Source organism: Vibrio sp. Y51_MX_L26, assembly GCF_024181935.1.
GTDB classification, from domain to species: Bacteria; Pseudomonadota; Gammaproteobacteria; order Enterobacterales; family Vibrionaceae; genus Vibrio; species Vibrio diabolicus.
In genome coordinates this window covers 1070639-1091752 of the sequence record NZ_JAMZAS010000001.1, presented here as the reverse complement: position 1 = coordinate 1091752, position 21114 = coordinate 1070639, and the positions used below count along the sequence as shown (strand labels likewise).

16 protein-coding genes and 1 pseudogene are annotated in these 21114 nt (G+C 47.2%); 9 read left to right on the top strand and 8 right to left on the bottom strand.

The features are described 5' to 3' along the window. Positions 1-36 precede the first annotated feature (36 nt). Together NL645_RS04670 and NL645_RS04665 are read right to left on the bottom strand one after the other, a co-directional pair. Positions 37-1458 carry a TolC family protein gene (locus tag NL645_RS04670; RefSeq protein ID WP_253651298.1) on the bottom strand — a complete coding sequence of 474 codons (1422 nt, stop codon included), beginning with the start codon at positions 1456-1458 and terminating at the stop codon, positions 37-39. Between the two features lie 217 nt (positions 1459-1675). Further along, on the bottom strand, positions 1676-2095 hold the full coding sequence (locus NL645_RS04665; protein ID WP_164665794.1) for a hypothetical protein: 420 nt from the start codon (positions 2093-2095) through the stop codon (positions 1676-1678). A gap of 244 nt (positions 2096-2339) precedes the next feature. Between NL645_RS04665 and fdhF the strand changes: the two genes are divergently transcribed. The 3 genes from fdhF (at position 2340) to NL645_RS04650 (ending at position 8176) form a co-directional block, all read left to right on the top strand. After that, complete coding sequence (gene fdhF, locus NL645_RS04660; protein WP_253651297.1) at positions 2340-6608, top strand: formate dehydrogenase subunit alpha; 4269 nt, start codon at positions 2340-2342, stop codon at positions 6606-6608. 78 nt (positions 6609-6686) lie between these two features. Beyond that, positions 6687-7628 carry an endonuclease/exonuclease/phosphatase family protein gene (locus tag NL645_RS04655; RefSeq protein WP_253651296.1) on the top strand — a complete coding sequence of 314 codons (942 nt, stop codon included), beginning with the start codon at positions 6687-6689 and terminating at the stop codon, positions 7626-7628. Between the two features lie 176 nt (positions 7629-7804). After that, complete coding sequence (locus tag NL645_RS04650; RefSeq protein ID WP_005391248.1) at positions 7805-8176, top strand: hypothetical protein; 372 nt, start codon at positions 7805-7807, stop codon at positions 8174-8176. 108 nt (positions 8177-8284) lie between these two features. Here NL645_RS04650 and NL645_RS04645 read toward each other — a convergent pair whose 3' ends face one another. The 3 genes and pseudogenes from NL645_RS04645 to NL645_RS04635 all read right to left on the bottom strand — a co-directional run bounded on the left by NL645_RS04645 (position 8285) and on the right by NL645_RS04635 (position 11260). Further along, entirely contained in the window at positions 8285-9382 is a 1098-nt protein-coding gene (locus tag NL645_RS04645) for an ABC transporter permease (protein ID WP_005498311.1), read from the bottom strand. Further along, entirely contained in the window at positions 9382-10308 is a 927-nt protein-coding gene (locus NL645_RS04640) for an ABC transporter ATP-binding protein (RefSeq protein WP_005482690.1), read from the bottom strand. Before NL645_RS04640 ends, NL645_RS04645 begins: the two co-directional genes overlap by 1 nt. Positions 10309-10312: 4 nt before the next feature. Then, positions 10313-11260 (bottom strand): annotated as a pseudogene (locus NL645_RS04635) (HlyD family secretion protein). A gap of 408 nt (positions 11261-11668) precedes the next feature. Between NL645_RS04635 and NL645_RS04630 the strand changes: the two are divergent. Further along, on the top strand, positions 11669-12697 hold the full coding sequence (locus NL645_RS04630; protein ID WP_253651295.1) for a lactonase family protein: 1029 nt from the start codon (positions 11669-11671) through the stop codon (positions 12695-12697). Between the two features lie 92 nt (positions 12698-12789). Here the strand turns inward: NL645_RS04630 and NL645_RS04625 are convergent, their stop codons facing one another. Continuing rightward, positions 12790-13581 carry a PhzF family phenazine biosynthesis protein gene (locus tag NL645_RS04625; RefSeq protein WP_253651294.1) on the bottom strand — a complete coding sequence of 264 codons (792 nt, stop codon included), beginning with the start codon at positions 13579-13581 and terminating at the stop codon, positions 12790-12792. 188 nt (positions 13582-13769) lie between these two features. Between NL645_RS04625 and NL645_RS04620 the strand changes: the two genes are divergently transcribed. Further along, a complete protein-coding gene (locus NL645_RS04620) occupies positions 13770-14303 on the top strand; it encodes a YbhB/YbcL family Raf kinase inhibitor-like protein (RefSeq protein ID WP_005391235.1) in 534 nt (177 codons plus the stop codon). 21 nt (positions 14304-14324) lie between these two features. Beyond that, a complete protein-coding gene (locus NL645_RS04615) occupies positions 14325-15104 on the top strand; it encodes a helix-turn-helix transcriptional regulator (protein ID WP_253651293.1) in 780 nt (259 codons plus the stop codon). A gap of 42 nt (positions 15105-15146) precedes the next feature. Here the strand turns inward: NL645_RS04615 and arsB are convergent, their stop codons facing one another. Beyond that, complete coding sequence (gene arsB / locus NL645_RS04610) at positions 15147-16202, bottom strand: ACR3 family arsenite efflux transporter (protein WP_253651292.1); 1056 nt, start codon at positions 16200-16202, stop codon at positions 15147-15149. Between the two features lie 84 nt (positions 16203-16286). Continuing rightward, positions 16287-16628 carry a helix-turn-helix transcriptional regulator gene (locus NL645_RS04605; protein WP_006742094.1) on the bottom strand — a complete coding sequence of 114 codons (342 nt, stop codon included), beginning with the start codon at positions 16626-16628 and terminating at the stop codon, positions 16287-16289. A 394-nt stretch (positions 16629-17022) separates the two neighbouring features. On the opposite strand from NL645_RS04605, the gene NL645_RS04600 reads away from it, so the two are divergent. The 3 genes from NL645_RS04600 to NL645_RS04590 all read left to right on the top strand — a co-directional run bounded on the left by NL645_RS04600 (position 17023) and on the right by NL645_RS04590 (position 21092). After that, positions 17023-18780 carry an SgrR family transcriptional regulator gene (locus NL645_RS04600; RefSeq protein WP_253651291.1) on the top strand — a complete coding sequence of 586 codons (1758 nt, stop codon included), beginning with the start codon at positions 17023-17025 and terminating at the stop codon, positions 18778-18780. Positions 18781-19211: 431 nt separating this feature from the next. Continuing rightward, positions 19212-19655 carry a PTS sugar transporter subunit IIA gene (locus NL645_RS04595; protein ID WP_005391226.1) on the top strand — a complete coding sequence of 148 codons (444 nt, stop codon included), beginning with the start codon at positions 19212-19214 and terminating at the stop codon, positions 19653-19655. A 12-nt stretch (positions 19656-19667) separates the two neighbouring features. After that, complete coding sequence (locus NL645_RS04590; protein ID WP_309248898.1) at positions 19668-21092, top strand: PTS mannitol transporter subunit IICB; 1425 nt, start codon at positions 19668-19670, stop codon at positions 21090-21092. Positions 21093-21114: the final 22 nt, after the last annotated feature.

Below are 21114 nucleotides of genomic sequence, written 5' to 3'. Positions count from 1 at the left end.
CATCGTCCCCAAACTTGGGTTCTCTCATGTTTTGTTTTAGTTCGCGCTTGCTTCAGTCGTGATGTTGGGTGCGGATACTTGATATTCGAAACCACCCAATAAAGCCGCTAAGTTGCTGTTTACGATGTTTAAATCGGTAATAAGACGTTGCTGTTCGAGCTTTAGTGCCAGCTCATCTGTGCTTGCCATGATCACATCATTAAACTGTGCGGTATTGTTTTGATAACCCCTTTCTACCGCGTGAATACGAGATTGAACTTGGGGAAGTAAGGTGGATTGATAACGCTCTAAACGCTGACTCAAGTTGGCGCGATCAACCAGCAATGTGTTGACCTTTGCGTTCATCTGAGTCAGTAACGTATCTTTTTGTGAACGAGCGGCACCCACTTGATACTGGGCGGCAGCTAAGTTGCGGTCTTGGCGATTGCCAGTGAACAGGGGAATGTCCATTGTGAGATACGCGCTCACCAAATCCGATGCTGGTTCGCCTTTCATATTGTTGGCTTGACGATAGGCATACATCACTTCCACACCAAATTGAGGTGTGTAAGCTTGCTCTGCAATGTCCACTTGAGTTTCATTGGCAGAAATACTTACGTCTGCCATTTTTACCATCGGGTGCTCACTCAACTGTTGGTAGTGCTTGGTCGTTTCGTTATTTGCAGACAACTTTTGGTTTAATGACGCCCAAGTCAGTGTGTTGCTGGCTTGAAGTGTTGAGCGTCCGTTTTGGGTATAGGTATTGAGCCAGTCAGAGCCCAACCATTCTGAGAGTTGCGAGACCAAACGGCGCTGCATTTGTGCGTTGGCTTGCAGCTTTTCATCCAACTTACTCACTTGAAGCTGTGCATTCAGTAAATCTTGCGCTTCGCTTTTGCCGATTGAGTAATTGGTTTGAATGAAGTTTTCCATTTCCGTCATGAGCCGACGGTTTTCTAGCAAAATTTGCTCTGCTTTCTGCTGATAGCCCAGCTCCAACCAAAGCTGAGTCATGCTGTTTGCCACTTCAAGTTCCCGTGCATGAACTTGTAGCGACAAACCATCGGCTTGTTGATTGGCTTTCTTTTGTTGAAGATCGAGCGTCGAGCCACGTTCGAACTGTTGCATCAAACCGACGGAGATATTGGTCATCGGATCCTCGTCAAATTTGAAGCTATCGACAGGCAAACCACCAAAACCGACTTTCAGTTTCGGGTCCATCAAGGTTGCGCTGGCTACGCCTGTTTCACGCATTGCTTCCGATTGAGCATAGAACTGCTTACGGTTGCCATCGTTACTCAACGCAACGCTAATGAGGTTTGCTAGCTCATTGGTTGACTGAGTTTGGATTGATTGAGCTTGCGCTTCTTGCTGTGCTTTCGTATTGGCTGGCGATTGTGCCACCACATTGAAAGCAGGTAGGGCAACCAGAGCCAGTGAGCATACTGGTGCCACTAAGCGATTTGGGTTGAATTCCATAATTTACATCCAAATTGATACCAAGCTCTTTTGCGTTTCGGATCGATTGAACCGAGCATGAGAGCGTTGGTATTTGCCAAACGGATGACGCACTTTTTTATCGCTAAATAGCAGGTAACAAATGGAGTTACGAGCGAATAGCTGAGGTGAGCACGCTATCAGTTGGGCGCAAAGAAACTGCCTGCAAAGCGATGCAGGGTCGAATGCTTTGTATGGATTAAACTATCGGAGGCCGATACAAATCATGGGTGACTTGTACCACTGGTGCGGTAATTTCTGAGGCAATGGATGCGCGACAAGCCAATGGGGAGAGCTGGTTGTCAGTGGCTGGTAATGGGACAAAAACGAATGAGCAAGATGCTGTACAGCAATTGTGGATCATACCGGAGCCATCAACACAGCTCATGGTCATCTCTGCAGAGTCGGAGCTCAACGATGAGGCCATCTCCATGCTCATACTCGGGGAGCCGCAGTGATCGTTCTCGCTTGCCATTTCCGTCATGTGAACAGACATCATGGCATCACTCGACATCATTTTTAGGCTCATTAAAGGCGCGCTGTTAACCACGCTAGATACCAGCAGTATCAGCGTTGTACATAACGTTAGCCAAATTGTATGCAATGATTTCAGACGCATACGGTTTCCAGTCAAAATGAGCTTATATATCGAGTAACCCTTAAATAATAAAGGTTACCCTAGGGGTAAAGTCAAGGATTATACCGAACCCACTTCGAGATAATGAGTTCTACATCTTAAAGTCAATTGGACATATTAATCGCTAAGAAATATCTCGCTAGTGAGTTTTTTGTCACACGAACTTTCCATGGTAGGGTTTATCCTTATAGAATGTAAGGTTTAGTGTGCCTGCTTCGGGGGTTGTATGATAGAAATTGTCATCGATGGAAAATATAGAATTGTAGAAGAGGGGCTAACCCTTCTGGAAGCAGCCAAAGTGTGCGGGGTCGAAATCCCTTCACTGTGCGGAATGAACAAAAGTAACGAGAAAATTCCGTGTGATTTGTGTGTGGTCGAAGTGGAAAGTGGCGGAACTAAGCGCGCCTGTGATCTCAAAGTGTACCGCGGTCTCAATGTCGTCACACAATCAGAACAACTGAGTGAGCACCGCAGAAAAGCGCTCAACCGAATCATGACGGACCACTACGCAGACTGTGAAGCTCCATGCAAAACGGCGTGTCCTGCTGGGGTAGACATCCAATCTTATCTCTACCATATCTCGCAAAACGATCATCAAAAAGCGATTGAAGTGATTAAACGCACACTGCCAATGCCGTTGTCGATTGGGCGAGTGTGTCCGGCATTCTGCGAAAGTGAGTGTCGCCGTTCTTTGGTGGATGAGCCGATTGCCATTCGCCAACTCAAACGCCATGCCGCAGACGCAGATTCAGCGGCGCATGAAGCGTATGTCCCAGAGAAAAAACCAGCGAAGCATCGCAAGATCGCCGTTGTTGGTAGTGGCCCCGGTGGCTTAACGGCAGGTTATTACTTGTCGAATGAAGGTTATGACGTCACCGTATTTGAGTCCATGCCAAAAGCAGGCGGTTGGCTACGCTACGGCATTCCTGAATATCGCCTACCCAAAGACATTCTAGACAAAGAAATCGAACTGATGTGCCGCAACGGTATGCAAGTTGAAACCAACAAAAAGCTTGGTGTTGATTTCACGCTGTCTCAATTGAGTGAAGGCTACGATGCTGTCTGTTTGGCAGTGGGGGCGTCTCAAGCGGTAGAAATGAAGTATCCTGGTAGCGAGTTGGACGGTTGCTACCTCGGTGTTGATTACCTGAAAGATTACGTTACAGAGCAAAACTACGTTACGGGCAAAAAAGTTGCCGTGATTGGTGGTGGTAACACTGCGATCGACTGTGCGCGTACGGCGCGTCGTGCGGGTGCCGATACCACTTTGATCTATCGTCGAACTCGCGACGAAATGCCAGCCGAAGACTACGAAATCGTCGAAGCTGAACATGAGGGTGTGAAGTTCCATTTCTTAACGAATCCGGCGGAAAGCATCTCGGATGAAAACGGCCGCGTGAAGGCAATTCGATTAGAACGAATGGCGTTAGGTGAGCCAGATGCGTCTGGTCGTCGTAGCCCGAAACCAACGGGTGAGTTCTTTACTGAAGCATTTGATACCGTGATTGCAGCGGTATCGCAAAAGCCGGATCTCAGCTTCTTAGAAAACGATGAGCTGTCCATTCCTCTAACGCGTTGGAACACATCTGAGTCCGACTCGCAAACCATGCACACGGGTACGGGCAATATCTTCAGTATCGGTGATTTTCGTCGTGGTCCTGCAACAGCGGTTGAAGCAGTGGGAGATGGGCGAGTTGCGGCAAAAGCGATTGATCTGTTCCTCGATGGCGATATGGCGGACATGCCGAAACCAGCGTTCAACTCTCGTAAAGAGAAAAAACTGGCGCAGGTTGACCCACTTCATTTCGAAAATATCCAAAAAGTTGCTCGTTCAATCATGCCGGAATTGACGCCAGCACAGCGTGAGCAGAGTTTTGCTGAAGTGGAACTGGGCTTTGATAACGAAGAGGCCATGAAAGAAGCGGCGCGCTGCTTAGAGTGTGGTTGCCAAGCGAATACCGACTGTGCCTTGCGAGATTACTCAACGGAATATCATGCCGAGCAACATTTCGATGTTTCCGTGGACGTTTCCTCTGCTAACGTGATTGGTCATCAAGATTGGCTCGATTTACGTGCGAAAGATCTTCGTCATAAATACGAAGTAGACCGCAGTTCTGAGTTCATTGAATTTGATGCTAACCGCTGCATCAGTTGTGGTCAGTGTATTCAAGCATGCCGCGAGCAAGCGGTACATGGTGTGTTGAGTTTTGTGTCGGATAAAAATGGCCGACCAGCTTTAAGACCAGATGATCGTCCACGATTCCGCTCCGATGAAAAAGGCGCAAGTTGCAGCGGTTTGACGCTCATGGGCGATTCAAAATGCGTGCAATGTGGGGCGTGTGTTCAGGCATGTCCAACGGGCGCGATGGTGGATAGCCGTGATCGTTCTCAAGGTAGAACCGAACACCTAAAAGCCGTCGACACCATTTGTACCTACTGCGGTGTGGGTTGTAAGTTGACCATGTTTGTCGATGAGCAACAAAACAAAATCCGCTATGTAAAAGGGGCGGATTCGCCAGTTAACCAAGGTATGCTGTGCGTGAAAGGCCGTTTCGGTTTTGATTTCATTAGCAACGAAGAGCGTTTAACGACACCACTGATTCGTAAAGATGGTTGGTTGCAGCCAGCAAGTTGGGACGAAGCGATTCAGCTCGTGGCTTCGAAGCTTTCGACCATCAAGCAAGATTTTGGTAGCAACGCACTGGCCGGATTCTCTTCAGCGAAAACCACTAACGAAGATAACTACGCGTTTCAAAAATTCATCCGTCGTGAACTTGGTACGAACAACGTTGATCACTGCGCACGTTTGTGTCACGCATCAAGTGTGACAGGGCTTGAAGCATCGTTGGGGAGTGGTGCGATGACCAACGACATTCCAAGCATTAAGCATTCCGATGTGATCTTTATTATCGGTTCTGACACCACATCTGCGCACCCGATCATCGCTTCGCATATCAAACAGGCGATTCGTCATTACGGGGCACGCTTGATTGTGGCAGACCCGAAACGAGTAGACATGGCCGAACATGCAGAGCTGTACTTAGCGCATCGACCGGGTACGGATGTTATGTTGCTCAACGGCGTGATGCAGCAAATCATCAAAAATGGTTGGTACGATCAAGAATACATCGAAGAGCGCGTCGACGGCTTTGATACCTTGCTTCAAGAGGTAATGTCGCCAGCGTACAACCTCGACAAAGTTGAGTTGGTTACGGGCGTAAAAGCGGACGATATTTTTGCGATGGCGCGAATGATCGGTACAGCAAAACGCACGGCGGTGTATTACTCAATGGGCATTACCCAACATACGACGGGTCACGACAACGTTCGTTCGATTGCTAACCTGCAATTGTTGTGTGGCAACATCGGTATCGAGGGCGGTGGCATTAACCCGTTGCGCGGTCAGTCAAACGTGCAAGGTGCGTGTGATATGGGCGCATTGCCGAACTGCTATCCGGGATATCAAAAAGTGTATAACCCGATTGTTCGTCAGAAATTCGCGATTGAGTGGGATGCGCCGAACTTACCTTCTGAGCAAGGGCTTACCCTAACGGAAATCATCGATGCGGCGTGCAAACGAGAAGTTCGTGGAATGTACATCATGGGCGAAAACCCAGTACTGAGTGATCCAAACCAAGCACACGTGATTGAAGGGTTGGAAGCACTCGACTTCTTGGTCGTGCAAGACATCTTCCTCACCGAGACGGCGCAGGACGCCGATGTGGTATTGCCTTCTTGTTCATTTGCGGAAAAATCCGGTCACTTCACCAATACTGAGCGACGCGTGCAGCGCGTTAATGCGGCAGTGAAAGCGCCGGGTGAGGCGAAAGAAGATTGGTGGATCATTCAAGCGATCGCAAACGCGATGGGCAGCGATTGGCATTACCAGTGCGTTTCTGAAATCACTAGCGAGATTGCGCGTGTAACGCCGCAATATGCAGGATTGCGTTGGGACGCGATCACGCCGAACGGTGTTCAATGGCCAAGTAACAAGAACAATCCAAACGGTACTCGTATTATGCACCAAACCCAATTTACCCGAGGGAAAGGGCAAATGGTGGGCGTACCGTTCCGTTATGCAGCCGAGTTGCCTGATGAAGAGTATCCTTTGGTGCTTACAACAGGGCGTGTGCTAGAACAGTTCCACACCGGTACGATGACACGCAAAACGAAAGGGTTGGATAACCTTGCTGGGCCAAGAGCGATGATCAGTGTTGAAGATGCCGAAGCAATTGGTATCCATAATGGTCAGCGCCTAAAAGTGTCGACTCGTCGTGGCAGCATCGAAATTGATGCGTTTGTGACCAAGCGAATGCAAAAAGGCGTCGTGTTTATCCCGTTTCATTTCGTTGAATCGCCGGTCAATCGCTTGACGACTACGGCAACGGACCCGCATGCGAAAATTCCTGAATTCAAAGTCGCAGCGGTGAAGATTGAAATCAGTGAAACGGCTGCTCAACCAGAGCCTGTCGAGGAAGCGGTACACCACGTCTAACATCAACACTTCACGCACTGGCGAGTTGAGAAATTGCATTTAAGCTTATGATATGTAATAGCGAAACGAGCAGTGCGTGTGCCGAGCGTTTTTAAGTGGATCATATTGCTTCTACCCGCTCTTATTTGGCTGGCTGTCAGGCAAATTGAACATATTTGGTGGGCGGAGAATCTTACCTCGATTCCCGCCCTCATTGTGTTCACTTACGTTGCTTTAGCCTCGGCGTTTTTCATCACTCGTCGATGGTTGCAAAGTGCATTTTCTGCCTTTGTCGCTATTTTGTTTGTCTCGTTACTTGTTCCGTCGCAGCGCAGCCATGTGGCGTCTTGCTCGCACTCGTTGAGCGTCATTCAATTCAATCTTTTTTACGAAAACTCGGACATCAATCAGTTCATCAACTATCTGTTGAGGTATCCTGCTGATTTGGTGGTGATGCAAGAGCTGACGCCGCGTGTTGGCAGCCTTTTGCACATGTTGGATGATGTCTATCCGCATTATTATGGTGGCCAACGTAACGTGGGGTATCCATCAAATTTGATGATTCTTAGCCGACACCCCATCACGGAGGTTTCGGTTTATCGTGCGCCAAATGGACAAGAAGTCATCAGAGCGGTTTGGTTGCCTAAAGGTCAAGCACAGATCACTTTGTTTGCGGCTCATCCACCGTCACCAAGAACCAGCGAGCTTTGGCATCAAAGAAATGCGCTGGTGCGAACCATAGAAATGCTGACCGCGCTTTATCCCGAGCCAGAGGTGTTGGTTGTGGGGGATTTCAATCTCTCCTCGGTTAGCCCTCGTTTTGCTACGCTGTTCCCGAGTTTTCAAACCGCGCCAGTGACGAGCTGGCCAACTAACATCAAAGGCATCAACGTGCCAGAGCCGATGATGATAGGTATTGATCATTTGTGGCTAAAATCTGAGCAAGGACAGCGAATCATCTGCTCTCGTGAATCCTCTGCTTTACCACAAGGCTCAGATCACCGCATGGTGACAACCCAGATCGGTGTGCATATTCCATAGTTAAAGCCCTTAGAATTTGTTGTGTTGCATAAGTTAAACCTGTGCTGAGCTTGTCATAGAATTGACTCTCTCTGACTGTTCTCTGTTATTTGAGCAAGTTCCATGACCTAAACTTTGCTCGCTTCCTATACTGAACTAACGAAGCAGGATTTTTATAACAACAAGAGGCCGCTTGCATGACAAGAACAACCTCATTTGCACTCGTTTTATTACTGATGTGCGCATACTTTGGTTACAACCGTTATTACGTGTATCCGCAGCAGTTGGAAACACAGGCCAAATCCATGTTGATACAAATGGCAAATCGCGAAGAGTGGATGGATGTGTTTGAGATGATGAATCGCGTAGAGGCGCACAAAGGGCATTTAGAACTCGTGGCCGATGTTACGTCTTCTGATGGCAAACGTGCTTACAGTGAAGGCTTTATTACCTATACCGATCGTGAAGGTGTCGTCTGTAAACAGGTGGTGTTTAACTTTAAAATCAACTCTTTGAAAAACTACAGTATTTCAGACTTACGAGACTGCTCGTACGGCGAATATTATTAAGGTGAGTTGCTTAGTTAAGTCCGGTAAAACTAAATTTGAATATCCAAACAAAAATAGCCTCATTGTCGAGGCTATTTTTGTTTCTGCGGAAGAGAAAAATTGGCAAGTTTAATCGAGCGATTTCTTAAACCTCAGTGACGCAACGACCAATCCAAATACGGTAAACCCGAGCAACCAAAGGGTATCTCGCCATAAGTCCATCAGATCCGCTCCTCGCAACACTATGCCTCGAATCATGCGCATAAAGTGAGTGGCGGGCAGGGCTTCTGAAATCCACTGTGCTGCGACTGGCATGCCCTCGTAAGGAAACATAAATCCAGACAGCAGAATTGAAGGCAGAAGAATGAACACCGTCATTTGCATGGCTTGAAGCTGTGTTGTGGCGATGGTGGATATGACCAATCCTAAAGTTAAGCTGGCGGCGATAAACAACAAGGTTCCAAACAGAATTTGGCTGATTGCACCGTTAATCGGCACGCCGAAAATCCAATGTCCCAACCCTAGAATGATGAAAACCTGAATTAAGCCGACAAAGATATACGGCACGATTTTCGCCACCATTAGCTCTATCGAGTGGATGGGCGTGGTGATCAATAGCTCCAAATTTCCTCGTTCACGTTCTCGTACAATCGCGGCACTGGTGAACAAAATCATCGTCATGGTGAGAATCACACCGAGTAAGCCGGGTACGATGTTGACCGCAGAACGCCGACTTGGGTTGTAGTAGAGTGCGACTTCGAATGTTTTGCTTGGCGCCGGGCGAATCTCGAAATCAAAATCGGTCAATGGCATGGTTTGCAACGACAATATTGCCGAGCTGATCATGGTATCTGACCCATCCACAATCCATTGCCCAAGCTCTCGACCTTGCATCATGCGTTGTGTGAGATCGCTTGGCAAAATCAGCACAGCGCGCACAATACCATCTTGAATCGCTTGTTCAGCCTCTTGCGCGGTGGCATAGGTTTCTTTGATATCCACCACTTGAGTGACTTTGACGGACTGGGTAATGATCCGCCCGGCGGTACTGCCACTTTGGTCGACAACACCTACCGGAATGTTGCGAATGTCCGTATTGATTGCGAAGCCGAACAGCAAAAGCTGGATAAGCGGGATCATCACCACCATGCCAAACGTGATTCGGTCACGGGAAAGTTGGCGAATCTCTTTGATCATGACGGCTTTCATGCGAGCGATAGGTTTCATCATTGGCGGCCTTTCCCTGTCACGCTGACAAAAACATCTTCTAAGCTTGGGCGAGCGTGGTTCATTTCAGCGTTTTGAAGTTCAGGAAACGTCTGCTTTAACCATTCAATCGGCTGCTCGACATGCTGGTGGATAAGGATGCGTAAACGAATCCCCAACTGCGCCGCAGAGCGAACTTCGTCACGTTGAATCAGCTTTTCTTTGAGTTCACGAAGTTTGTCGGCTTTCACCTCAATGATATTAACGCCCATCTGTTCCATTAACTGTTCGGGTTCGCCATCGGCACGAATTTCGCCCGATTCCATGATCGCCAGACGGTGGCAGCGTTCCGCTTCGTCCATGTAATGCGTGGTGACCAAAATCGTCGTTCCTTGATCGCACAAGTCGAACAATTGCTCCCAAAAATCGCGTCGATTTTCGGGGTCAACGGCGGATGTCGGCTCATCCAAAAATAGCAGTTCGGGTTTGTGCATGGTCGCCGCGGCGAGTGAAAGGCGCTGCTTTTGTCCGCCACTCATGCCGCTTACGCGCTGTTTGCGCAATTGATCCAACCCGTAAGTGGTGAGCTGCTCTTCTATCCGCTCTTTCAGCGATTTGCTGCTTAAACCAAAAATTTGCCCAATAAATTCGAGGTTTTCTTGAACGGATAGGTCGTCGTACAACGAGAACTTTTGTGTCATGTAGCCAATTTTGAGCCGCAGTTGTTCGGATTGTTTTGGGATGTCTAACCCAAGCACATCCACACTGCCTTCACTTGGGCTGAGAAGGCCGGTGAGCACACGAATGGTGGTCGACTTACCGCAACCATTTGGCCCCAAAAATCCGTAAATGCTGCCTTTGGGCACGTTGAGTGTGATGTTATTGATAGCAGTAAAGTCGCCGAACTTTTTGACCACATTTTGAGCTTGAATTGCATACTCGGTCATTGGCTTACTCCACCAAATCTACTTGGGCAGGCACACCTGACGGCAACGTTTTGGCAGACTCAGGTAAATCAACTTCTGCTAGATACATCAATCGTGAACGTTCTTCTTCGGTTAGTGCGAAGTAGGGTGTGAATGAAGGCTCACTAGCCACCCAACGAACGGTGCCTTGTAATGGACTCTCAAGGCCATCGACATTCACTGTCACGGTTTTTCCAGGAATAAACCCGATTCGATAATCGGCAGGAACATACACTCGCGCATACGGCACGCGGTTGGCTTGAATCACGGCAACCACACCGTTTACTGGTACGCGTTCGCCAAGATTGTAAGGCAAATTATCGAGCGTACCGTCACGCGTAGCCGTGATGGTGAGTTCTGCCAGCTTTTGCTCTTGCAACGCCACTTCGGCTTTTGCCGCCATTAAAGCGGCTTTAGCTTGTTCGATGTCTTCGAGGCGAGAACCTGCGGTGAGCTTACTGAACTCTTCTTTTGCTGAGTCTAATTCGGCTCTCGCCGAGTCCCTTGCCGCAAGAGCTGAATCTTTTTCGGATTGGCTGATGAGCTTTTTACGCACCAGTTCTGCTTTGCGTTGATAGTTTTTCTGCGCTTCGGTGAGCTGCGCTTCCGCTCGGGCTACGCGTGCCGATGCGGCAGCAATGTCTTCTGGGCGTTCACCATTGGTCAATTTAAGCAAATACGCTCCCGCTTTGGCTTGCTCGGCAACGGCGTGCGCAAGAACGGCTTGTTGATTCTTGGTATCGAGCTGAACCAACACTTCCCCTTCACTGACCAAGCTGCCTTCTTTGACAGGAAGGGCTCTAATTATCTCATTAGATGTGGCGGTAAACGTTACGCGGTCACGTTACAGGGTGCCAAGCGCTTGGTGCGTGTTATCTTTCGAACAGGCGCTTAAAAGGGCAATAATCAATGTGCCAAAAATGATTCGCTTCATAGTGCGGTGCTTCCTTTGAAGAAGTAATGCATGAATAGATAACTTGCGAACGGGAGCGTGTTGATTGAGCCCGCCAACCCGTCGCTAACCGCCATCCATAACGATTTCTTTTTTAGAGCTTAGCATTTTATCTACAAGCGATTCTTTTTAAATAGAGAGGCTTAGCGTTAGAACAAGCTTGTAGCTAAGTGGAATGAAAAAACCTTGAACGAGGTCAGGTTTTTCCTGATAAGTAAAGTTAAATGCCCAGCGATAAACACTAGGCTAGTTGGGGGCTGCAAGTTGTCACTTGATTCTGAATTAGAAATCACTTCACATTTTAAGTGGTTGATTCGTAAAATGGATTGCGGTCGGCCATGACAATAGGCAAGGTGTTGAATAATACGAATCACTCATATAAGGCCATCCATGACAACAACTGGTCACGTGCATTTTTATATTGGCACTTACACCAACCCACCGAGTACGAGCACGGGCATTGCGCGTCTATCGCTGAACACTGAAACGGGTGAACTGAATCGGCTTGACGATGTTGTAGTTCAACGTAATCCGTCCTATCTCACGACCACCGAACACGGGCTGTATACGTTTAGCGAAATGGATAGAAATGAAGGTGCAGAGCTTGCGTTTTTTCGCGGTAGTGAATCCGTCTCTTTGCCGATTAATGGCGATTATCCGTGTCATTTGGATATCAAAGAACCGTTGTTGGCGGTTGCTAATTATGGCTCTGGAAATGTTAGCGTATTTCAATTGGATCGCGATGGTAAACCGCTTGGTTTATTGGCGGATTTATACGTTGATGGATGCGGGCCGAATTTAGAGCGCCAAACTTCTCCTCACGCTCATCAAGTCACGTTTTTAAAGCACAGTCATCAATTGGTTGTCGTAGACTTAGGCAGTGATAGCGTCCTTATTTATGATTACGATGCCCAGCCGCCGGATTTTTCACTGTCGCAAGTGATTCATTTGCCCGCAGGTTCGGGACCGCGCCATGTGGTGTTTAACCAACAAGAGTCGACAGCGTATGTGGTTTGCGAACTGTCAGAAACCATGATTGTGCTGGTTAAGCACCAAGATAAATGGCTTATCTCGAATCAAACAGAATTATTAGAAGGGGAAGAGAATCAGCAAGCGGCGGCGGCGATTCGTCTTTCGCAAGATGAAACGTTTTTGTATGTCTCTTGCCGAGCTCAGAACAAAATCAGTGTGTTTGATGTGTCTGGCGATACGCCGAAAAGGCGAGCAGCCATTCACTGTGAAGGGGTTTTTCCACGAGATTTTGTGTTGTCTCATGATCAAAAGTGGTTGTTGGTTGCCAATCAACATTCCAACAATGTGGTGAGCTTTCGTCGCAATCCTCAAACGGGTGAAATTACCCCAACGGGTTATGACTGTGAGATAGGCTCTCCAGTGTGTATTGTCGAACAACTTTTGTAACGAATAACGCAGAAGCAGCAGGAAATAGAAAAGCCTAGCGGGCGGCTAGGCTTTCAGGATAAAAACAGTTAACGCCAATCTTCAACGTACAGTTAGACGTAAATTTTGCCTTTCATATACAACACACCATCACCAGATACTTTGACGTAATCCTCCTTGACTTCGCAGTACAGAACGCCACCACGTGCTGATGCTTGATTCGCCACTAAAGATGCTTTGCCGAGCTCTTGCGCCCAATATGGCGCTAAGCCTGCGTGGACTGATCCTGTGACAGGGTCTTCATCTCCGCCGTTCGCTGGCCAAAAGTAGCGAGATACAAAGTCGTATTGACTGCCTTTTGATGTGACGACGACATCGTAAGGAGCGAGTTGTTTCAGTTGGTCGGATCGATATTGAACATCGAAAACGGTTTGCTCATCTTCCACGATGACGAAGTAAGCTTGCGGGCTAAGCAGTACGTGTGTGACCTCGCAGTTTAATCCCTCAATTAATTGCGTAGGAATGGCGTCGACGGGCTGTGGCACTCTTGTCGGAAATGTCATTTCAATCTTGCCAAGTGCGTTCTTAATTACGGTTAAGGTGCCCACTTTTAATGTGTGAAACTCAATACTTCCTGTAACGCCGAGTTGGTCGAACAACACCATGGAAGCAGCGAGCGTTGCGTGTCCACAAAAGTCGATTTCTGTAAGTGGCGAAAACCAGCGTACTTCATATTGATTCGTACCAATCGTTTTAACAAACGCGGTTTCAGAGAGGTTGTTTTCCGCTGCAATGTTTTGCATTAGATCTGGTTCTAACCACTCTTGCAAGGGTACAACTGCGGCTGAGTTGCCTTTAAATTGCGTGTCTGTAAATGCGTCAACGACGTAGATATCCAGTTCCATTTTGTCTTCCTTGTTCTATGAGTGGTTAGTTAGCATAAACCAGATGCAACTCAGAGAATAAGAAATTTATATTTGAATCTTAAAGTATCAAAATAGACGATGGTTTTATATTTTGTGATACTTATTGATGTATCTTGGCTTGGGTTGATGAATAGACTTGAATTGAACTCATTGAAAGGAATAAACACATGAAAGCGATTCACAAGTCTGTTTTGGCCCTTAGCGTTTTGGTTATCGGCTCTGCCCACGCTTTTGAACTAACGAGCAAAGATATTCAAGAAGGTCATCCAATGGCGAAGACATTTGAATATTCAGGTTGGGGATGTGATGGTGCGAACCAGTCTCCACAACTGATGTGGAAAGACGTTCCAAAGGGTACAAAAAGTTTTGCGATTACCGCGTACGATCCTGATGCACCAACAGGCAGTGGTTTTTGGCATTGGATAGCGTTTGATATTCCAGCCTCAGTTAACGAATTGCCTCGTGGCGTTGATATTAGCAAGCTCGGCGGTAAGGAGTCTCGTATCGATTACGGTACTACTGGTTTTGGCGGCGCATGTCCGCCAGAAAAAGATGGTATGCACCGCTACCAGTTTACCGTTTGGGCGCTGCCGAGTGATAAGTTGAACTTGGATGAGAACACGCCAGCGGCGGTTGTAGGATTTACGTTGAATAGTGTTGCATTGGACAACGCGAAGTTAACCGCGACTTACACGCGATAATTAAATACTTAAGGGGAGAAGATGGGGCATCAATATCAAGTGACGCTGTTTCGTGCGGAGCAGCAGCAAAAGCTGCGTAACGTCAGGATTCACTCCCCGAGTATTATCCAGATCATCAAAGGGAGTAAGCGTCTGTTTTGGAGAGACGAAGCGTTTGATATTCTTCATCCTAACATCATGCTTTGTGAAGCAAACGCTTCGCTGAATTTTGAAAACCTTCCTCAACAAGGGCGTTTTCTCTCACGAATGTTCAGTTTTCACTGCGTACCTAGCGATGAAATGTTAGAGCTGAGTATGAGTAATGCATTGGGAAATTACGTCCCAGCGGTGGAGACAGATAAAGCACTGCAAGCGACATTAAATGCCTTGTTTTCTTTTGAACGGGAAAGTTTAAGTGAAGCGACGCAACGTTATTGGATGATGGGGTTGTATCAGCAGTTAGCAGAGCGAGGACTATTGCATCGGCTTTTCTCGAGTTCCAATACCTCGTTCAGTCAGAAACTCAGCCGCTATCTGTCACGCTCTCCGGGCGATGACCATCCTTTGGAATTTGTTGCTGAGCGCTTTGCTATGAGCCGAGCAACGTTGATACGCAAACTCAAACAAGAGGGCACTCAGTATCGCGAAGTGCTGGCAGAAGTGCGCTTAAATCACGCACTCTACCTGATGCAAAATGGTTCATACAACGTTGCGTTACTCGCGCAGTTGTGTGGCTATCAATCGGAAGGCCGTTTTAGCCAACGATTTAAAGGGAAGTTTGGTTTAACGCCCAGTGAGTACATAAAAACTGTCGTCAGTTAGTACTTAATATTGCTGTTTGGCTCGATCTTTATGTTTCCAATTTTAGCTCTGGTATTTGGTTTTCATCCTCAGTGCGACGTTAACCAAAGCAATCAGAACAGGAACCTCGATTAGCGGACCAATCACGCCAGCGAATGCTTGATCGGAGTTCAGGCCAAATACAGCAATGGAAACCGCGATGGCCAGCTCGAAGTTGTTGCCCGTCGCTGTATAAGCGATGGAGGCATTTTTATCGTAGGGGATGCCCATTCTCTTCCCGATAAAGAAGCTGGTAAAAAACATCAATACGAAGTAGATCGCTAGTGGGACTGCCACGCGGAACACATCCATTGGTAGCTGTAAAATCATCTCTCCTTTGAGGCTGAACATCAGCACGATGGTGGCGAGCAAAGCGATCAAAGTAATGGGTGAAATTCGAGGAATAAACACATCGTTGTACCACTTCTCACCCTTTGCAGCGACTAACCATTTACGACTGAGAAAACCAGCGAGGAACGGAATGCCTAAGTAAATCAATACGCTTTCCGCAATGTCTCCCATGGAAATATCAACCACAAAACCTTCATAGCCAAAGAACGGTGGAAGTACGGTGATGAATAGCCAAGCCATAACGCTGTAAGTCAGAATTTGAAATGCGCTATTTAATGCCACCAAGGCCGCGCCATATTCTTTGTTGCCGCCGCCAATATCATTCCACACTAAGACCATAGCGATGCAGCGTGCAAGGCCAATCAAAATAATACCGACCATGTAACCTGGATGATCACCAAGAAAGGTTAAAGCAAGAACGAACATGAGGATTGGGCCGATGATCCAGTTCATAACCAGAGACAGCGTGATGGCTTTTTTATCTCTCGTTACCGTTCCTAATAGACCGTAGTTCACCTTGGCGAGTGGTGGGTACATCATCAAAATCAAACCAATGGCGAGTGGTACGTTCGTACTACCAACGGACATTGCTTCGTTCCATTCTGCTACTTGCGGGTAGGCTGCGCCTATCCCCACGCCGATGGCCATTGCGACAAAGATCCAAACCGTTAAGTAGCGGTCAAGAAAGCTCATTTTTTCGCTGGCACTATTTAAAACTTCAGTCGTCATAGTGATCTCTATTCGTCTATCGTCGAAAGGCGATATATAAGGTTATAGTTTATCTTTGCGCGCATGGAAAGCGCGCAATGTGTCTTAGCTAAATAAACCGGAAAATTGAGCGTTAAACGCGTTCAGTTTTTCACGTTGAATGCGGTAACAAACCTTTGGCGGGTTAGGTTCTGCACTGATAAACCCGGCCTGTTTTAGAATACGTAAGTGTTCTGATACGGTCGATTGCGCTAAACCTAACTCAGAGACTAAATCGCTATTTAAGCAGCCGCCCATAGTGTCTAAAGTGTGAAGAATATGCAGAATGCGTAAGCGAGCAGGATGAGACAGCGCTTTCGCTTGAGCGGCGAGTGCTTGCTCTTTATCGAGTTGTTTTTGCGTGGCTTCAAAAGCAATTTGGCACGTTTCGCTGCATTTGTTGCTCATGAGCAAACCTTTATAGTTAATCGTCGAATTACGATTAAGTGTACGTGTGCTTTTTCTAAGGCGCAACTGTTGGCAGTAAAAAAGCAGAACTTAAAGATACGACGAATTGGGGGTGTGGTATCAGGAGCTAAGTTCTGCTTGGGGGTTAGGTTATGAGCAATTCTCTATATTTCCTGCTCGCTAAATTAGTATGGTGAAAAAAGGGGAGGCGAAAAAGAGAGTAGATTTCTTCGCTTTATTCCTGATAAAACCGAATTGGTGGGGTTTTCCTACAATATAGGCACGAAATGTTAGTAAAAGGGGAACAAAGTGTTTGGAAGTTTTCTTATTTTATTGCCGCCAAGTTCAGTAAAATACGCCTATTGAATGGCCTCCTAGAGTTAAGGTGCGTGCGGTGTCTGATCTCAACTTATTTCGTTATTACCAACGCTTGCTCTCTTTTGGTGTTGGTAATGAAGCAAAAACCACGCTGCAAGAAATCGCCGATTTGTTGTTTACTTCGCCTCGTCATGCGCGCAGTTTGCTGGCGCAGATGCAAGAGATAGCGTGGTTAAGTTGGCGACCAAAACCGGGACGGAACCAGCGTTCAACATTGTTGTTAAACGTTGAACTCAGCGCGCTAAAAGAAAGCCTTGCACTAGAGCGAATCAAGCTTGGTAAGTACGAGAAAGCGCTGTCGATTCTGGATGAAGATGAAGCTGCATTTGGGCGACTCCTCAAAACAACGTCGGGCGCATCGGTAAAAGAGGGGCGGCTCAATATTCAGCTGACCTACAAACGCATGTTCGAGCGTGTGGTTCCGCATCAACTGCAGCGAAGTAGTGAACGTTTTTTGCTTCGCCAAATTTATTGTTGTTTGGTTTCGAGCGATTACAACGGGCAGGTGCAGCCAGAGCTGGCTCATCATTGGCGTTATGATGACAGCTTGTACGAATGGACATTTTATCTTCGTCCGGGTCTGACTTTTCATAATGGCAACCCAATCGATGCCGACACGGTGGTGAGTTTGTTCGCCAAATTAAGCTCTTTGGAATACTACGAAAAAGAGCTGGCGCATGTTGCCAACATTACGGCACTTAATCCATTGAAGGTTGTTTTTAAGCTTAACCGACCTGACTTGGGTTTTGCTGGACTTATTTCTGGCGTGAAATATGGCATTCAGCCCGTGAGTCAGGTGAACGTTGCTAACAACAAGTTGGTGGTGGGGAGTGGTCCATTTTCCGTCGTTGAGCACAGTGAAAACCGTTTGAAACTGCAAGCGTTTGATGGCTATTACGCGTGTCGAGTATTAACGGATTTTGTGACGATATGGATCGTCAACGATGAACAGATGGAAAATCCATCGCTTGCCGCAAACACATTGCAACCAGAACCTGATTCTGCTGATGACATGTGCAGCCACTATATGTCGACGCCAAACAGTGAAGTATCACCAGCGAGTAAACGCAGTCGAACGGAAGACGGTTGTTTGTTCGCACTGTTTAACCATCATGCAAAGCACGCTTTGTCTCAGGCCCAGCGCCGATACATCAGTGAATTGATTCAACCTGAACTGCTAGCTGACGTGATGCGTAATGAAAACATTATATTTGGGAGCATACCTGCTTATAACTTATTGCCTAACTGGAAGCCAGTGTTGCGCCCCTTTGGAGATGCGGTCAAGTTGCCAAAGCTGATCACCATCGCAGGGTACAATTACACGGCGCTACGCCGGTGCGCACGAGCGATTTCTTCGTGTTTAGAGCGTGCGGGCAGCCGAGTGGAGATCGTTATGTACTCCTACCGTGAACTGAGCGAGAAAGCCAAAAACGGCACGCTAGATGAGACTCTGGTTGTCACCAATATCAACTTGGACGATAACCGTCATGCGTCTGCGTTTAGCAACTTCTTTAGCAATGCCGTGCTTTACCACACCTTGGGGGTGCAAAATGCGGCGTGGTTGGATGCTCAAATGGAAAATGTCCGCGCATTCTCACCGCTTGAAGATTATCTGAGCGCGTTAGAGCCGATTGCGTCCACATTGATTAGCGAATATTGGATTGCACCGATGTTTCACCATACTCAGACGCTACGTTTTCAAGGGGTCTTGGAAGATGTCGCACTCACAAACTGGGGATGGCCAGACATACGATCCGTTTGGTCTGCGGACTGATCAAAACCGCCTGAATGGCGGTTTTTTGTGTCTGCAATTTGGTGAAAGCCAGTGACGTTTTTATTTTTTCTAGCCAACAAGTGTGATGCTTATCTACGTTTGAGCGCGAGTGATCAAGAAACAGCCCGAAATGAACTTTGAAATTAATCACGAATTATATCGAGTCAATAGGTCTAATGTGATCTGATTTAAATAATGTAACTTTAAGAATATTTTCGAGAAGGTGATTGTATTCAAAATTCGTCTATTGACTTGTTGCTCAAATAAAATTTGTAGATTTTTTACGTGTGGGATTTTTGAGCTCTGTCCATTTAAACAAATTGACAGGCTTTAAAGTGTGACTCGAAGCGCAAAAGTAGCTCGGTTGCGCGGTTGGGACTCTGTTATTGATAATTAACCCATCAGATGACGAACTGTTGATAGGGTTAAATATGTTGTACGAGTTAATCGACCACGAACTAGTAGATGTAATTAATGATCGCGCTTACCAATGGCAAGATGCGGTTAAAAAGACCACTCAATACCTAGAAAATAAAGGTTACGTCTCCCAGCATTATGCTGATGCAATCATCCGTTCAACGGAAGAAAACGGTCCTTACTATGTGTTATGCCCTGGATTGGCAATGCCTCATGCCCGACCTGAAACTGGTGTTTTAAAAACAGGCTTAGGCATTCATATTTTCCCATCACCTGTTGATTTTGGATCGGATCTCGGTCCGGCCAATATTCTTATTACCTTAGCTGCGAAAGACTCTGATACCCACATTGAGGTGATTCAAGCGTTGAGCGAGATGTTTGTGGATGAAGAGAACATTGCAAAACTGGCACAAGCCTCTTCCAAAGAACAAGTGCTAGACATAATAAAAGCATACTAAAAGGAACATAACGTGAAAGCAAACATGCGAGCCAATGTGCAAGCCTTCGGAGGTCATTTGACCGCCATGGTGCTGCCAAATATCGGAGCCTTTATCGCTTGGGGCTTTATTACTGCACTCTTTATTCCTACGGGCTGGATGCCAAACGAAGCCTTTGGCGAACTCGTGGGGCCAATGATCACTTACTTGCTGCCACTTTTAATTGGTTACACTGGTGGTCAGATTGTTGGTGAAAAACGCGGCGCGGTAGCGGGGGCTATCGGTACGATGGGCGTGATTGTCGGGGCTGACATACCGATGTTTGTTGGCGCAATGATCATGGGCCCACTGAGTGCTTGGGTTGTGATGCAAGTGGATAAACGTATTCAACACCGCATCCCTTCTGGTTTTGAGATGGTGGTCAACAACTTCTCGTTGGGTATCGTCGGTATGTTGTTGTGTTTGTTCGCCTACGAGATTGTTGGCCCTTCAGTCACCGCAGCAAACTTGTTTGTGAAATCAGGCATCGAAGCGTTGGTTGCGACGGGTTTCCTGCCTCTGTTAGCGATCATTAACGAACCAGCAAAAGTGTTGTTCCTGAACAACGCCATTGACCAAGGTATTTATTACCCACTAGGCCTGCAAGCGGCCGCAGAAACGGGCAAGTCCATCTTCTTTATGGTGGCGTCTAACCCAGGCCCAGGTCTTGGTATGCTGCTGGCTTACGCAAAGTTTGGTCAGGGTTTATCTAAACGCTCTGCGCCAAGTGCCATCATCATTCACTTCTTTGGTGGCATTCATGAGCTGTACTTCCCATATGTACTCATGAAACCAATCATGATTGTGGCAATGATTGCTGGTGCGGCGACAGGCATCGCAACCTTCAACCTATTCGATGCAGGTTTGGTCGCGGGTCCAAGTCCAGGCTCTATCTTCTCTTACCTTGCTCTTACTCCGAAAGGTAGCTTCATTGCGACCATCGCCGGTGTGACAAGTGCAACGATTGTCTCTTTCTTGGTAGCAAGTGCGATTCTGAAGGTGAGCAAATCAGAAGAAAAAGAAAGCGAGTTTGAGAAATCAGTTTCTGACATGAAAGAGATGAAAGCGGAAGGCGCAGTTAAGCCAGTTGCAGCTGCGACGACGCAAGAGCCGAGCAAACCAATTTTATTTGTCGCATTCGCATGTGATGCGGGTATGGGCTCTAGTGCAATGGGCGCATCGACCTTCAAACGCAAGCTGGTACAAGCTGGGATAGAGATTGAAGTGAAGAACTTCGCCATCGAGAAAGTCCCGAGTGAAGCCGATATCGTCGTGACACACGAGAGCTTAGAAAGCCGCGCGGTCAACGCGACAGGTTTACCAGTCGTAACGATCAAGAACTTCCTCAACGACCCAGCGCTTGACGAGCTGATGGACAAGATTAAGCAACAAGCGGTCGCGACTGAGCAACCAGCCTAACAATGCAGTTTGGGGCGGCAGG

Coding starts and splice junctions, on each gene's coding strand:
- NL645_RS04670 (WP_253651298.1), bottom strand. CDS start 1,458: ATGGAATTCAACCCAAATCGCTTAGTGGCACCAGTATGCTCACTGGCT.
- NL645_RS04665 (WP_164665794.1), bottom strand. CDS start 2,095: ATGCGTCTGAAATCATTGCATACAATTTGGCTAACGTTATGTACAACG.
- fdhF (WP_253651297.1), top strand. CDS start 2,340: ATGATAGAAATTGTCATCGATGGAAAATATAGAATTGTAGAAGAGGGG.
- NL645_RS04650 (WP_005391248.1), top strand. CDS start 7,805: ATGACAAGAACAACCTCATTTGCACTCGTTTTATTACTGATGTGCGCA.
- NL645_RS04645 (WP_005498311.1), bottom strand. CDS start 9,382: ATGAAACCTATCGCTCGCATGAAAGCCGTCATGATCAAAGAGATTCGC.
- NL645_RS04640 (WP_005482690.1), bottom strand. CDS start 10,308: ATGACCGAGTATGCAATTCAAGCTCAAAATGTGGTCAAAAAGTTCGGC.
- NL645_RS04630 (WP_253651295.1), top strand. CDS start 11,669: ATGACAACAACTGGTCACGTGCATTTTTATATTGGCACTTACACCAAC.
- NL645_RS04625 (WP_253651294.1), bottom strand. CDS start 13,581: ATGGAACTGGATATCTACGTCGTTGACGCATTTACAGACACGCAATTT.
- NL645_RS04620 (WP_005391235.1), top strand. CDS start 13,770: ATGAAAGCGATTCACAAGTCTGTTTTGGCCCTTAGCGTTTTGGTTATC.
- NL645_RS04615 (WP_253651293.1), top strand. CDS start 14,325: ATGGGGCATCAATATCAAGTGACGCTGTTTCGTGCGGAGCAGCAGCAA.
- arsB (WP_253651292.1), bottom strand. CDS start 16,202: ATGACGACTGAAGTTTTAAATAGTGCCAGCGAAAAAATGAGCTTTCTT.
- NL645_RS04605 (WP_006742094.1), bottom strand. CDS start 16,628: ATGAGCAACAAATGCAGCGAAACGTGCCAAATTGCTTTTGAAGCCACG.
- NL645_RS04595 (WP_005391226.1), top strand. CDS start 19,212: ATGTTGTACGAGTTAATCGACCACGAACTAGTAGATGTAATTAATGAT.